Consider the following 13831-nt stretch of genomic DNA (forward strand, 5'->3'; position numbering starts at 1 on the left):
CACGGGGGATTACTGTGCAGCACACACCTTTGACCGGACCGACACTGCCATGACCGAAGACACCATCAAACGCCGCGCCAAAGGATTGGACCGTGCATTCGATATCCTCGATTTTCTCAAGGAAATCGGCCAGCCCCTGCGCCCGAATGATATTGCCAGCGGCATCGGCAGCCCCAAATCCACGGTCTACGAATTGGTCGCTTCGCTGCTGGAGCGACGCATCCTCGAAACAGTCGGCAAGGACGGCCACGTCTACCTCGGCCGCCAGCTGTACTTTCTCGGCCAGGCACACTTGCGTCACTTCGATCTGACCCGCGAGGCCGACCACGCCTTGCAGGAAATCGTCAGCCAAACCCACGAAACCGCGCAGATGTGCCTGCTCAACGGGCGCAAATACACGGTGGCGCTGATGCGTGAGGGCGAGCGGCATTTCCGGATTTCCTCGGACATCGGCGAAAACGCGCCGATCCCGTGGACCGCCTCCGGGCGCCTGCTGCTGGGGCACTTGAGCGACCAGCAGATCATCGACCTGATCGACCACGACGACTTCATCCTGCCGGACGGCCAGCGCTTGGCGCTGGAGACCTTCCTGGCGCAAATCCGTCAGGCCACCCTCGATGGGTTCTTTTCCTTCGACAGTGTGGCCGACACCTTTACCCATTGCTTTGCCGCTCCGGTGCGGGATGCGCAGGGCATCAGCATTGCGACTCTGTGCATCGTCGCCCCACGGGCCGACGCGATCAAAAATTACAACGACTATCGCCGGGTGTTGATCGACAGCGCCAACAACCTGGCCCGTCGCATCAACGAATAGGAGTTTTTATGTCTGCCCTCAATGCCGTTGAAAAGGGTGCCGCCGCCGTCGGTGCCCATCTGGTCCGCGACGTCAGCCTGCCGGCCCTGGTGCTGCACCGCGACGCCCTGGAGCACAATATTCGCTGGATGCAGGACTTTGTCAGCCAGAGCGGCGCCGAACTCGCGCCCCATGGCAAAACCAGCATGATGCCAGCGCTGTTCCAGCGCCAGATCGCCCAAGGCGCCTGGGGCATCACCCTGGCCAATGCCGTGCAGACCCGCGCGGCCTACGCCGGTGGTGTGCGTCGTGTGTTGATGGCCAACCAATTGGTGGGCGCGCCGAACATGGCGCTGATCGCCGACCTGCTGGCGGACCAGGATTTCGACTTCCATTGCATGGTCGACCACCCGGATAACGTCGCCGACCTGGGCCTGTTCTTCGCCGCCCGTGGACTGCGCCTGAACGTGATGATCGAGTACGGCGTGGTCGGCGGCCGTTGCGGTTGCCGCAGCGAGCAGGAGGTGCGTGATCTGGCCAAGGCGATCAAGGCCCAGCCTGCCCTGGCCCTGACCGGCATCGAAGGTTATGAAGGCGTGATCCACGGCGAGCATGCCATCAGCGGCATCCGCGACTTCGCCGCCAGCCTGGTGCGCCTGGCCGTCGACCTGCAAAACAACGGCTCTTTCGATTTGCCCAAGCCCATCGTTACCGCCTCGGGTTCGGCCTGGTATGACCTGATCGCCGAGTCGTTTGAGCAGCAGAACGCCGCCGGCCGCTTCCTCAGCGTGCTGCGCCCCGGCAGCTACGTGGCCCATGACCATGGGATCTACAAAGAGGCGCAGTGCTGCGTGCTCGACCGCCGCAGCGACCTCAATGAGGGCCTGCGCCCGGCGCTGGAAGTCTGGGCCCATGTGCAGTCGCTGCCAGAGCCTGGCTTTGCGGTGATTGCCCTGGGCAAACGGGACGTGGCGTACGACGCGGGTTTGCCGGTGCCGCTCAAGCGCTACAAGGCCGGGATTCTGCCCGCCGAAGGCGATGACGTGAGCGCGTGCAAGGTCACCGCCGTGATGGACCAGCATGCGTTCATGAGCATCGCGCCCGGGGTTGAGCTGCGCATCGGCGACATCCTCTCGTTCGGCACTTCGCACCCTTGCCTGACGTTCGACAAGTGGCAGGTCGGCTGCCTGGTGGATGAGCAGTTGCAGGTGGTCGAGTCTCTGCAGACCTGCTTCTAGACCGAGTCGCGCCATCGCAGGCAAGCCAGCTCCCACATTGGAAGGTGTTCACAAATCCAAATGTGGGAGCTGGCTTGCCTGCGATGAGGCCATCAGCCACCCCAGAGATTACAAGGCATGAACACACAACCGCGCATCGCCCTGATCGGCGAATGCATGATCGAACTGCAACACCGCGCCGATGGCAGCCTGCAACAGAGCTTCGGCGGCGATACCCTGAACGCCGCGGTGTACCTGCGTCGCGAGCTGGGCGATATCGGCACGGTCGACTACGTCACCGCCCTGGGCGATGACAGTTTCAGCGATGCCATGTGCGCGCAATGGGCGCAAGAGAGGCTTGGCCTGGCCATGGTCCAGCGCCTGCCCGGACGTTTACCTGGGCTGTATTGCATCCAGACGGATGCCAATGGCGAACGCAAATTCCTCTATTGGCGCAATGAAGCGGCCGCCCGCGACTGCTTCACCACGCCGACGGCCGAGCCGATTCTGGCGGCGTTGCCGGACTACGACGTGGTGTATTTCAGCGGCATCACCCTGGCGGTGCTGGGCGAAATCGGGCGTGAGCGCTTGCTGCAAGCCCTGATCGAAACCCGCCGTCGCGGTGGCCGGGTGGTGTTCGACAACAACTACCGGCCGCGCCTGTGGGCCAATGTGGAGGCGGCCCGCGAGGCGTATCGCAAGGTACTGGCCGAAGTGGATATCGCCTTGCTGACCGAAGACGACGAATGTGCGCTGTTCGGTTACACCGACAGCGAGCAGGTGTTTGCGGCATACACGGCGATTGAAGAAGTGGTACTCAAGCGTGGTGCGGATGCGTGTTTGATCCGCTGTGACGGCCAGCGTTTTGCCGTGCCGGCGTTAAAGGTGGTGAAGGTGGTGGATACGACGGCGGCGGGGGATTCGTTCAGTGCGGCGTATTTGGCCGCTCGGCTCAAGGGTGATTCGCCGCAAGAGGCGGGCTTGGCCGGGCATCGGTTGGCGAGTCGGGTGATTCAGGTGCCTGGGGCGTTGATTCCAAGATAGGCCGTGGATGGCCGCCTGCGGCCCACATTGGAATATGTTCACAACGCCAATGTGGGAGCTGGCTTGCCTGCGATAGCGGTCTCAAGCCAAACACTTAGTCGCGGTAAAACACCTGCACCAGGTGATACCCGAACTTGCTCTTGATCGGCCCGTGAACCACCTTCACCGGCTTCTTGAAGATCACCGTGTCAATTGCCCCCACCATCTGCCCCGGCCGCACTTCACCCAGATCACCGCCGCGCTTGCCGGACGGGCAGGTGGAGTACTTCTTGGCCAGCACATCAAACGCTTCGCCCTTGGCAATGCGCTGCTTGAGCTGTTCGGCTTCTTCGCTGGTTTTCACCAGGATGTGACGGGCTTGGGCTTTCATGTTGTTACCTGGCAACGGTCAAACGTAAGGGCGCGCGATTATGCCTGAACTCATTCATCGACGCTGATCATGCTGCGGATTTTCGTCGCCAGCAGATCGATGGAAAATGGCTTGGCGACCATGTCCATGCCGTCCTCCAGAAACCCCTGGCGCTCGGCGGCTTTTTCGGCGTACCCGGTCATGAACAACACCTTGAGGCCCGGCCGATGCTGACGGGCGATTTCCGCCAGTTGCCGGCCGTTCATGCCGGGCAGGCCGACGTCGGTCACCAGCAGGTCCACACGCAGGTCCGACTCCAGCAGCGGCAACGCAGTGCGTGAATCGGCGGCCTGGTGGGCGGTGTAGCCCAACTCATCCAGCACGTTGACCACCAGCATGCGCACCGCCGGGTCGTCCTCGACCACCACTACCGCCTCACCGGCCAGCGCCAGCGGCGCTTCAGTCGAGTGCGCCGGCAGGCTGCTTTCCAACGCGGTGCCGTGCAGGCGCGGCAGGTACAGGCGCACGCAGGTGCCCTGGCCGGGTTCGCTTTGAATCGTCACGATGGCCACCGGACTGCTGGGCAAACCCATAGATCATCGACAGCCCAAGGCCGGTGCCCTGGCCGATGGGTTTGGTGGTGAAGAACGGGTCGAACGCCTTGGCCAGAATCTTCGGCGCCATACCAGTGCCGTTGTCGCACACGCCGAGCATCACGTAATCGCCGGCCCGAACCGGTTCAAGGGTGGTGATGTCGGTGCCGTCCAGGTAGCTGTTGGCGGTTTCGATCAGCAGTTCACCGCCGTCGGGCATGGCGTCGCGGGCGTTGATCACCAGGTTGAGCAGGGCGTTTTCCAGTTGGCTGGCGTCGGTGTTGACCGGCCAGATGTCCTGGCCCAGTTGCACCTTGAGCGCGATATGCGCGCCCTTGGTGCGCCGGAACAGATCTTCCAGGGACGCCACCAGTTGGTTGGGGTCGAGCGGGCGACGGTCCAGCGACTGGCGCCGCGAAAACGCCAGTAGCCGGTGGGTGAGAGCGGCGGCGCGATGGGCGGAGGACACCGCCGCATCGGTAAATCGGCCGATCTCCTCGCTGCGCCCGGCGGCGATATAGCGCTGCATCAAGTCCAGGCTGCCGATGATGCCGGTAAGCATATTATTGAAATCATGCGCGATGCCGCCGGTGAGCTGGCCCACCGCTTCCATTTTTTGCGCATGGCGCAGCGCATCTTCGGCGCGCTCGCGTTCGAACATCTCGTTCTGCAAACGCTGATTGGCTTCGGCCAGCGCCTGGGTGCGCTGGGCCACGCGTTCTTCAAGGTTTTCGTTGAGGTGGCGCAGGGCTTCTTCGGTGAGTTTGCGTTCGGTCTCGTCGATCACAAAGATGTAAAAACCGTTCACCGAACCGTCATTGCTGAAGCGCGGCAAGTACTTCATCAGCGCATGGCGCGGGCGGCCGTCATGGTGCGGCGTGATGGTCATGAAGCTGCACGCCTTGCCCTTGAGCGCGGCGGCGATCTTGTCTTCGCGTCCGGCATACACCTCGTCGCCGAGCACTTCGCGGATGCTCTTGCCGTACAGTTCCTGGGGCGTCATGCCGTACCAGTCCAGGTAGGCGCTGTTGTTCAGACGAAAGCGTTGCTCGTGGTCGACATAGCCAATCAGCACCGGCATCGCGTTGATGATCAGTTGCAGCTCGGTCTGGCTCTGGCGCAGGGCTTGCTCGGTGTGCTTGCGCTCGGTCAGGTCCAGCGCGGCGCCGAGGAAACGTGCCGGGCGACCCTGATGATCCTTGTAGCAGCGGCCACGCGCAAACACCCAGCGTACCTCGCCGTCGGCTTGCTGCAGGCGGTACTCCTCGGCGTATTCGGTGCCGAACGTAATGCAATGCTTGATGCTGCGCGCCACCATGCCGCGGTCTTCGGGGTGCACGCCTTGCAGGTAGTCGCTGATCGGCAGCAGCCCGGCGTCATTTGGGTCGACGCCGTGCAGGTAGGCGAAATGCGCGTCGGCGATAAAGCGGTCTTCGCCGATATCCCAGTCCCAGGTGCCCACCGCGTCCGTGGCGGCCAGGGCCAGTTGCAGGCGTTGTTCGGTATTGTGCTGGGCCTTGAGGCTGTCTTCGGAGCGTTGTTGCAGTTCGAGGGTTTTGCTGCGGCGCTCGTTGGTTTCGATGGCGGTGACCAGGATCCCGGCCACGGTGGCGCTTTCATCGCGGATCGGGCTGTAGGTCAGGTCCAGCCAGATTTCGGTGTCGCGGTGATTGCGTTGCAGTACGAAGCGCTGCTCGCTGAAAGTGCGCACCTCGCCGGCCAGCACCGCGTCGTAGACCGGTGCGGTAAAGCTTGCCAGCTCCGGCCAGGTCTCATGCGCCGGCTGGCCCAGGGCGCCGGGGTGCTTGTTGCCCGCCAGGCGTGCGAAGCCATCGTTGTAGAGCTGGGTCAGTTGGCTGCCCCACAGCAGCAGCATCGGCATCGGCGAGTTGACGACGATATCCACGGCCGTGCGCAGGCTTTGCGGCCAGTCATTGGCCTCACCGAGGGGGCTTTGCGCCCAGTCCAGCTGTGCAATCAATGCAGCAGCTTCGCTACCGGTGGATGTTCCATTCATGAAAAAGCCCTGAGCATCACGCTTTGAAAATGACAAAAGCCGATTATCCCGTGAGTTGGGAACGGCTGACTACCCCTCGAAAAATAGCATGCATTGGGTTTTTGTCTTCAAATGAGTGCAGCAGGGCTGAAACCTTTCATCTTTACGCCAGTTCAGGGCGGTCGCGAAACTGCGCCAGGGCCTCCGGGTTTGCCAGTGCGTCGGTGTTTTTCACCGGCTCGCCATGCACCACATTGCGCACTGCCAGTTCGACGATCTTGCCGCTGATGGTGCGCGGGATATCAGTGACCGCCACGATCTTCGCCGGCACATGCCGTGGCGTGGTGTTGGCGCGGATCACCTGGCGAATCTGCTGCTCCAGGGCTTCATCCAGCGCGATGCCGTCGTTGAGTCGCACAAACAGCACCACGCGCACATCGTCCTGCCAGCGCTGGCCGATGGCCAGGCTTTCGAGGACTTGCGGGACCTTTTCCACTTGGCGATAAATCTCCGCCGTGCCAATGCGCACGCCGCCGGGGTTGAGCACGGCGTCGGAGCGCCCGTGAATCAGCAGGCTGCCATTCGGGCGCTGTTCGGCGTAGTCGCCCTGGGCCCACACGCCGGGAAACTGACTGAAATACGAGGCGCGCAGTTTGCGCTGGTCCGGGTCATTCCACAGCCCGATGGGCATGGCCGGAAAATGCCGGGTGCACACCAGTTCGCCTTTTTCACCGATCAGCGGCCGCCCCTGGTCGTCCCACACCTCAATCGCCATCGCCAGGCTCTTGCACTGCATCTCACCACGGCGCACCGGCAATACCGGGTTGCCGATCACAAAGCACGAGACGATATCGGTGCCGCCCGACATCGACGACAGGCACAGCTCGCGCTTGATCTCGCGGTACACGTAGTCGTAGCTCTGGGGTGACAGCGGTGAGCCGGTGGAGATCAGCCCTTTGAGGCTGCCCAAATCATGGCTCAGGCGGGGTTGCAGCCCGGCCTTTTCCAGGGTGGCGAGGAACTTGGGGCTGGTGCCGAACACGCTGATTTTTTCCGCATCGATCAGGTCGATCAAGCGTTCGGGGCCGGGGTGAAAGGGCGAGCCGTCATACAGCACCGCCGTGGCGCCCAGGGCCAGCACCGATACCAGCCAGTTCCACATCATCCAGCCGCAGGTGGTGTAGTAGAACAGGCAGTCCTCCCTGGACAGGTCGGCATGCAGGCCGTGCTCTTTGAGGTGGGTGAGCAGCACGCCGCCGGTGCCGTGGATGATGCATTTTGGCACGCCGGTGGTGCCGCTGGAGTAGAGGATGTACAGCGGGTGATCGAACGGCACCGCGACAAATTCAGGCTCGCCGCCAGGCTGGTAGAAGTCGTTCCAGAGGGCGACTTGAGCCTGGGTCTGGTAGTCCTCGACGCGTGCTTGAGGGCGTGCGTAGGGCACGATAATCAACTGTTCCAGGGACGGCAGGCGTTCGAGGATCTCATTCAGCTTGGCGCTTTGGTCGATGGTTTTGCCGGCGTAGCAATAGCCCGCGCAGGTGATCAGCACCTTGGGCTCGATCTGGCCGAAACGGTCGATCACGCCCTGGGTGCCGAAGTCCGGCGAGGAGCACGACCAGATCGCGCCCAGGCTGGTGGTCGCCAGCATGCCCACCAGGGTTTGCCAGGTATTGGGCATGCACGCGGCCACCCGATCACCCACGCCGACACCTGCAGCCCGCAGGCTCTTTTGCAGGCCGGCAACGTGTGCGGCCAATTCGGCGTGGCTCAGTTGTTCGCGCTGGCCGTCCTCGCCGACGGCGACTACTGCCGGGTGCTCGTCGCGACGGCGCAGCAGGTGCTCGGCAAAGTTCAGCGTGGCGCCGGGAAACCACTGGGCGCTGGGCATTTCGCTGTCTTCGATCAGCGTCGCGGTGGGTGGGCTGCGAAACTGCACGTCGAAAAACGCGACGATGGACTGCCAGAAATCGGGCCGCTGGTCGATGCTCCACTGGTGCAGGGCAGCGTAGTCGCCAAGCTGCACGCTGTAGCGTTGGTTGATGAAGCGCCGGAACTGGTCCATCCGCGTGTGGGCGATGCGTTCGGGGGAGGGTTGCCAGAGGATGTCGGACATCAGCAAAGTCTCTTGTTTTTGTGCATATCACCTGTAGGAGCGCGGCTTGCCGGCGATGGCAGTCTCGAGGCATGCGCCAAGAATGAGTACGCCATCGCCGGCCAGCCGGCTCCTCCAGTTTGATCGAGGCGGGCTGAGGTTACTGGGCCAGCCAGCCACCGTCGATATTCCACGCGGCGCCGCGCACCTGGGCGCCGGCCTCGCTGCACAAGAACAACACCAGCTCCCCGAGCTGCGGCGGTGTCACGAACGCCAGCGACGGCTGTTTCTCCGCCAGCAAATCATGCTGCGCCTGCTGCGGGTCAACCCCGTTGGCGGCGCGATCATCAATCTGCTTCTGCACCAGCGGCGTCAGCACCCAGCCCGGGCAGATGGCGTTGCAGGTCACATTGCTGGTGGCGGTCTCCAGGCCCACCACTTTGGTCAGGCCGATCACCCCGTGCTTGGCCGCCACATACGCGGCCTTGCCCACCGAACCGACCAGGCCATGCACCGAGGCGATATTGACGATACGCCCCCAGCCCTTGGCCTGCATCCCCGGCAGGCTCAAGCGCGTGCTGTGGAACACCGAGGACAGGTTGATCGCGATGATCGAGTCCCAGCGCTCGGCCGGGAAGTCCTCGACCGCCGCCACATGCTGGATGCCGGCGTTGTTCACGAGAATATCCACGCCGCCGAATTCGCGCTCGGCGTAGGCGATCATGTCGGCGATCTGCGCCGGGTCGCTGACGTCGGCCGGGTGATGGCCGACCTTGCCGCCGAACGCCTGCACCTGGGCGATCACCGCGCTGGCGTCGCCGAAGCCGTTGAGGATCAGGTTGGCGCCGGCCTTGGCCAGGCTCAGCGCAATCCCCAAACCGATGCCGCTGGTGGAGCCGGTAACCAGGGCGGTCTTGCCGTTCAAAGTCGTCATGAAAACCTCACACAATGCCGGTGGCGTAGAAAGTACCGATCACCACGAACACCGCGAGGGTCTTGATGATCGTGATGCCGAAAATGTCCTTGTAGGCTTCGCGGTGGGTCAGCCCGGTAACCGCCAGCAGCGTGATCACCGCGCCGTTGTGGGGCAGGGTGTCAATGCCGCCGCTGGCCATGGCTGCGACCCGGTGCAGCACTTCAAGGGGGATATTGGCCGCATGGGCCGCCGAAATAAAGCTCTCGGACATGGCCGCCAGGGCGATGCTCATGCCGCCGGACGCCGAACCGGTGATACCGGCCAACAGGGTCACGGTGATCGCTTCGTTGACCAATGGGTTGGGGATGCCCTTGAGCCAGTCCGCCAGTACCAGAAAGCCCGGCAAGGACGCGATCACCGCACCAAAGCCGTATTCCGAGGCGGTGTTCATCGCCGCCAACAGTGCACCGCTGACCGCACTTTTACTGCCTTCGGCCAGCTTGCTTTTGATCGCCGACCAACCGAATGCCAGAACCATGAGAATGCCCACCAGCAACGCAGCCTGCACCGCCCAGATCGCGGTGAGCTTGGCGATTTCGGTGGTCACCGGCGCGCTCATGCCCGGCAGGCTGAGGCTGTGGGTCTTGCCGTACCACTGCGGAATCCAGTGGGTGAACAGCAGGTTCATCACGCCCACCAGGATCAGCGGCGACAGCGCGATCCACGGGTTGGGCAGGGCGATGTTTTCCGCAGTTTCCGGCTCGTTGCGCAGCTCGGTGCCATAGCCTTCACCGGCGCGCTGGGCTTTGTTGCGCTGGCGCGCCAGGTACAGCATGCCGGTGCAGAACACGAAAATCGTGCCGATCAACCCCAGCCACGGCGCAGCCCAGGCGGTGGTGTTGAAGAAGGTGCTGGGGATGATGTTCTGGATCTGCGGCGTGCCTGGCAGGGCGTCCATGGTGAACGAGAACGCGCCGAGGGCGATGGTCGCCGGGATCAGGCGCTTGGGGATATTGCTTTGGCGGAACATCTCGGCCGCGAACGGGTACACCGCGAACACCACCACAAACAGCGACACGCCGCCGTAAGTGAGCAGGGCGCAGACCAGCACGATCACCAACATCGCCTGGCGGGTGCCGAGCAAGCGGATTGCGGCGGCCACAATCGAGCGCGAGAAGCCCGACAGCTCGATCAGCTTGCCAAACACCGCGCCGAGCAGAAACACCGGGAAATACAGTTTGATAAAGCCGACCATTTTTTCCATGAACACCCCGGTAAACGCAGGGGCCACGGCGGACGGGTCGGTGAGCAGGACAGCGCCGAGGGCGGCGATGGGGGCAAACAGGATAACGCTATAGCCACGGTAAGCAGCCAGCATCAGCAGCGCGAGGGCTGCCAGGGCAATGATCACACTCATGGTGTGTCTCCATCGGATTGTTATTTTTGTGGGGTGTTGCTGTAGGAGGGGGCTATAGCGAGATGTGTGCCAACATAATAACTTGTTGAAAAATATGAATAATTTATGATTCTCGAGAGGAAATTAAAAAATTATCTCTATTTCGAGACGTACAACCCCCCTGTGGAGCGGGCTTGCTCGCGAATGCGGTGTGTCAGCTCAAACATTCTTTGCTGAAACACCGCATTCGCGAGCAAGCCCGCTCCCACATTGGATTGTCTTTTAATGGAGAATTTTGTCTCTTTATAGAGATTAGGCGATGCCCAACGCCACCATCTTCTTGTACAGCGTCGACCGCCCAAGCCCCAACCGCCTGGCTGCCTCCACCACATTGCCCTCACACGCCTTGAGCGCCGCAGCAATCACCTGCCGATCAAAGCGCTCCCGCGCCGCCGTGAATGTCTCGCCCTCAACCGTTTCCAGCGTGCCCTGTGCCACTGGGCTGAACGTACCGATTGCGGCGCGAATCTGCGCGGCGTTCAATACCAGGTCATCACTGAGCAAGGCCGCACGCTCCAGCACATTGCGCAGCTCACGGATATTTCCCGGCCACGCATGCTGCGCCAACAGTGCGAGGGCTTCGCGATCCAGTTCATGCTGACTGCGCAGCTCTTCAAGAATCGCCTCGCTCAGCGCCGGGATATCCTCCAGCCGCTCACGCAACGGCGGCACCTGGATCGGCAGCACATTCAGCCGGTAATACAAATCCGCCCGGAACTCGCCACGCTTGATCGCCGCTTCCAGGTCCGTGGAGGTGGCGGCAATGACCCGCACGTCGCTGTGCAGCATCTCGTTGGAGCCTACGGGTTCGAATTCCTTTTCCTGCAGCACACGTAGCAGCTTGCTTTGCAGCGGCAACGGCATGTCGCCGATTTCATCCAGAAAGAGTGTGCCGCCCTGGGCGATCTGGAATTTGCCGGGGCGGCCTTTGCGATCAGCACCGGTAAACGCGCCGGGCGCGGTGCCGAAAAACTCGGCCTCCAGCAAATCATGCGGAATGGCGGCGCTGTTGATGCTGACAAAGGCGTTGTGCGCTCGCGGTGATGCGCCATGAATGGCCTGGGCCAGCAGCTCCTTGCCGGTGCCGGTTTCACCCAACAGCAACACCGGCGATTCGGCGCTAGCACTGCGCCGCGCACGGCGTTTTACTTCCAGGCTGGCGCCGCTGGTGCCGATAAAGTGCGCAAAGTTGTACTTGCTCTGGCGTTTGCGCAGCAGCGAACGGGTGGAGGCCAGCTCCTGCTGCATGCTCAGGTAGCGTTCGATCAATGGCGACAGGTTGCGCAGCTCATCAAACAGCGCAAAACCAATCGCCCCGATCACCGCACCGGCGTCATTGTGGATCGGCAGGCGCATCACCACCAACGGGCCTTTGGGCGTGTCCTGGATATCCAGCAAAATCGGCTGATCATTGCGCACCACTTGGCGCAACAGGCTGTTGGAGATCACTTGCTCGCAGGGCTGGCCGATGGCTTCGTCGGCGCTTTTGAGGCCGAAACGCTTGGCGTAGCGCTCGTTCATCCAGACGATATTCGCATCGCGGTCGACAATCACCGTGCCTTCACTGGACTGCTCGATAATCTCGAACAGCGACTGAATGGCCAGGCCGCGAACCTGCTGGTAATCCTTGAGGTTATCGGTGATGTTCATATTTATGTCGTCAACACACATTGAGGGTGGGCGCGCGATCCTGTGGGAGCGGGCTTGCTCGCGAAAGGGGTGTATCAGTGCCGGATATACTGTCTGACACGCCGCCTTCGCGAGCAAGCCCGCTCCCACAGGGGGCGGCGTTTACAAGGGGATGTGCGCCGCCGCCAGCAGCTCCTTGGTGTACGGATGCTGCGGCGACTCGAATACATCATGGCTCGCGCCGCGCTCCACCACCTTGCCGTCCTTGATCACGATCATGTCATGGGCCATGGCGCGCACCACGGCCAGGTCATGGCTGATGAACAGGTAGGTCAGGCCGTATTTCTCCTGCAGTTCGCGCAGCAGCGCCACCACTTGCTTCTGCACGGTGCGGTCGAGGGCGGAGGTGGGTTCGTCCAGCAACATCAACGCCGGTTTGAGCACCAGAGCGCGGGCGATGGCGATGCGCTGGCGCTGGCCACCGGAAAACTCATGGGGGTAACGATGGCGGGCGGCGGGGTCGAGGCCCACGTCCTTGAGCACCTGGATCACCTGCGCACCGCGGTCGGCGAGGCTGCACGGCGCATGCACTTCCAGCCCTTCGCTGATGATCTGCTCTACCGACATGCGCGGGCTGAGGCTGCCATAAGGGTCCTGGAACACCACCTGCATCTGCTTGCGCCACGGGCGCATCTGCTTGTGGTTGAGTGGGTCGAGCGCCTCACCCTGGAAGCGGATGCTGCCGGTGGAATCCAGCAGGCGCAGGATCGCCTGGCCCAGGGTGGATTTGCCCGAGCCGGACTCGCCGACAATCCCCAAGGTCTTGCCGCGCTGCACGCTCAGGCTGATGCCGTCCACTGCACGCAGGTAGGTCTTGCGCCGTAGCAGCCCGCCGCCGAGGGGGAATTGCACGCTCAGGTCATCGACCTGCAACACGGTCTCGCGCTCATCGCTGCACAGTGCATCGCCAGCCGGCTCAGCGTCCAGCAGCAACCGGCTGTAGGGGTGCTGCGGTGCAGTGAACAAGGTCTGGCAGTCGGCCTGCTCGACAATCTCCCCGGCCCGCATCACACACACCCGCTGGGCGATGCTGCGCACCAGATTAAGGTCATGGCTGATCAGCAGCAGCGACATGCCCAAACGTTGTTGCAGCGACTTGAGCAGCAGCAGGATCTTGCGCTGCACCGTCACGTCGAGGGCGGTGGTGGGCTCGTCGGCGATCAGCAGTTCCGGCTCGCAGGCCAGGGCCATGGCGATCATCACCCGTTGGCGCTGGCCGCCGGACAATTGGTGCGGATAGGCCTTGAGCCGCTCCCGCGGGTTCTGGATGCCCACCAGGTCGAGCAATTCGAGGATGCGCGCCTGCGCCGCCTTGCCGCCCAGGCCCTTGTGCAGCAGCAGGGTTTCGCCGATCTGTTTTTCAATGCTGTGCAGCGGGTTAAGGGAGGTCATCGGCTCCTGGAAGATCATGGCGATGCGGTTACCGCGCAACGTTTGCAGGGTGGCCGTCGACGCGCCGATCAGCTCCTGGCCGCGATACTTCACCGAACCGGTGGTTTGCGTGCCGGCTTCGGGCAGCAATTGCAGAATCGAATGGGCGGTCACCGACTTGCCCGAGCCGGATTCGCCCACCAGCGCCAGGCACTCGCCGGGGCGCACATCCAGGCACAGCTTGCTCACCACGGTCTGGCCGCTGAAGGCGACACTGAGGTCGCGGATCTCGATCAGGTTCATACGCAATTA

General features: G+C 62.7%; 9 protein-coding genes and 1 pseudogene. 3 read left to right on the top strand and 7 right to left on the bottom strand.

Annotated elements, in window-relative coordinates; translation table 11 throughout:
- Positions 1 to 49: 49 nt before the first annotated feature.
- From LRS56_09465 to LRS56_09475, 3 genes are all read left to right on the top strand, one after another.
- Entirely contained in the window at positions 50 to 814 is a 765-nt protein-coding gene (locus LRS56_09465) for an IclR family transcriptional regulator (GenBank protein WDU64665.1), read from the top strand.
- Positions 815 to 822: 8 nt separating this feature from the next.
- Entirely contained in the window at positions 823 to 2031 is a 1209-nt protein-coding gene (locus tag LRS56_09470; GenBank protein ID WDU64666.1) for an amino acid deaminase, read from the top strand.
- Positions 2032 to 2148: 117 nt separating this feature from the next.
- Complete coding sequence (locus LRS56_09475; protein WDU64667.1) at positions 2149 to 3054, top strand: sugar kinase; 906 nt, start codon at positions 2149 to 2151, stop codon at positions 3052 to 3054.
- A gap of 94 nt (positions 3055 to 3148) precedes the next feature.
- Here LRS56_09475 and LRS56_09480 read toward each other — a convergent pair whose 3' ends face one another.
- The 7 genes and pseudogenes from LRS56_09480 to LRS56_09510 all read right to left on the bottom strand — a co-directional run bounded on the left by LRS56_09480 (position 3149) and on the right by LRS56_09510 (position 13822).
- Positions 3149 to 3424: a peptidylprolyl isomerase gene (locus LRS56_09480; GenBank protein WDU64668.1), complete on the bottom strand. Its 276-nt coding sequence runs from the start codon at positions 3422 to 3424 to the stop codon at positions 3149 to 3151.
- Positions 3425 to 3474: 50 nt separating this feature from the next.
- Positions 3475 to 6013, bottom strand: a pseudogene (locus LRS56_09485) (PAS domain-containing protein).
- Between the two features lie 142 nt (positions 6014 to 6155).
- Positions 6156 to 8108 carry an acetoacetate--CoA ligase gene (locus LRS56_09490; protein WDU64669.1) on the bottom strand — a complete coding sequence of 651 codons (1953 nt, stop codon included), beginning with the start codon at positions 8106 to 8108 and terminating at the stop codon, positions 6156 to 6158.
- Between the two features lie 139 nt (positions 8109 to 8247).
- Complete coding sequence (gene hbdH / locus LRS56_09495) at positions 8248 to 9021, bottom strand: 3-hydroxybutyrate dehydrogenase (GenBank protein WDU64670.1); 774 nt, start codon at positions 9019 to 9021, stop codon at positions 8248 to 8250.
- A gap of 7 nt (positions 9022 to 9028) precedes the next feature.
- The gene (locus tag LRS56_09500; GenBank protein WDU64671.1) at positions 9029 to 10420 is read right to left on the bottom strand and encodes a GntP family permease; all 1392 of its coding nucleotides are present in this window, start codon (positions 10418 to 10420) and stop codon (positions 9029 to 9031) included.
- Between the two features lie 291 nt (positions 10421 to 10711).
- Positions 10712 to 12109: a sigma 54-interacting transcriptional regulator gene (locus LRS56_09505; GenBank protein ID WDU64672.1), complete on the bottom strand. Its 1398-nt coding sequence runs from the start codon at positions 12107 to 12109 to the stop codon at positions 10712 to 10714.
- 141 nt (positions 12110 to 12250) lie between these two features.
- Entirely contained in the window at positions 12251 to 13822 is a 1572-nt protein-coding gene (locus tag LRS56_09510) for an ABC transporter ATP-binding protein (GenBank protein WDU64673.1), read from the bottom strand.
- Positions 13823 to 13831 lie beyond the last annotated feature (9 nt).

The organism is Pseudomonas poae, assembly GCA_028869255.1.
Lineage (GTDB): Bacteria > Pseudomonadota > Gammaproteobacteria > Pseudomonadales > Pseudomonadaceae > Aquipseudomonas > Aquipseudomonas poae_C.

Bases quoted from the DNA above. Each gene is read 5' to 3' on its own strand.
- LRS56_09480 (WDU64668.1), bottom strand. From the start codon at position 3,424: ATGAAAGCCCAAGCCCGTCACATCCTGGTGAAAACCAGCGAAGAAGCC.
- LRS56_09505 (WDU64672.1), bottom strand. From the start codon at position 12,109: ATGAACATCACCGATAACCTCAAGGATTACCAGCAGGTTCGCGGCCTG.
- LRS56_09490 (WDU64669.1), bottom strand. From the start codon at position 8,108: ATGTCCGACATCCTCTGGCAACCCTCCCCCGAACGCATCGCCCACACG.
- hbdH (WDU64670.1), bottom strand. From the start codon at position 9,021: ATGACGACTTTGAACGGCAAGACCGCCCTGGTTACCGGCTCCACCAGC.
- LRS56_09500 (WDU64671.1), bottom strand. From the start codon at position 10,420: ATGAGTGTGATCATTGCCCTGGCAGCCCTCGCGCTGCTGATGCTGGCT.
- LRS56_09470 (WDU64666.1), top strand. From the start codon at position 823: ATGTCTGCCCTCAATGCCGTTGAAAAGGGTGCCGCCGCCGTCGGTGCC.
- LRS56_09510 (WDU64673.1), bottom strand. From the start codon at position 13,822: ATGAACCTGATCGAGATCCGCGACCTCAGTGTCGCCTTCAGCGGCCAG.
- LRS56_09465 (WDU64665.1), top strand. From the start codon at position 50: ATGACCGAAGACACCATCAAACGCCGCGCCAAAGGATTGGACCGTGCA.
- LRS56_09475 (WDU64667.1), top strand. From the start codon at position 2,149: ATGAACACACAACCGCGCATCGCCCTGATCGGCGAATGCATGATCGAA.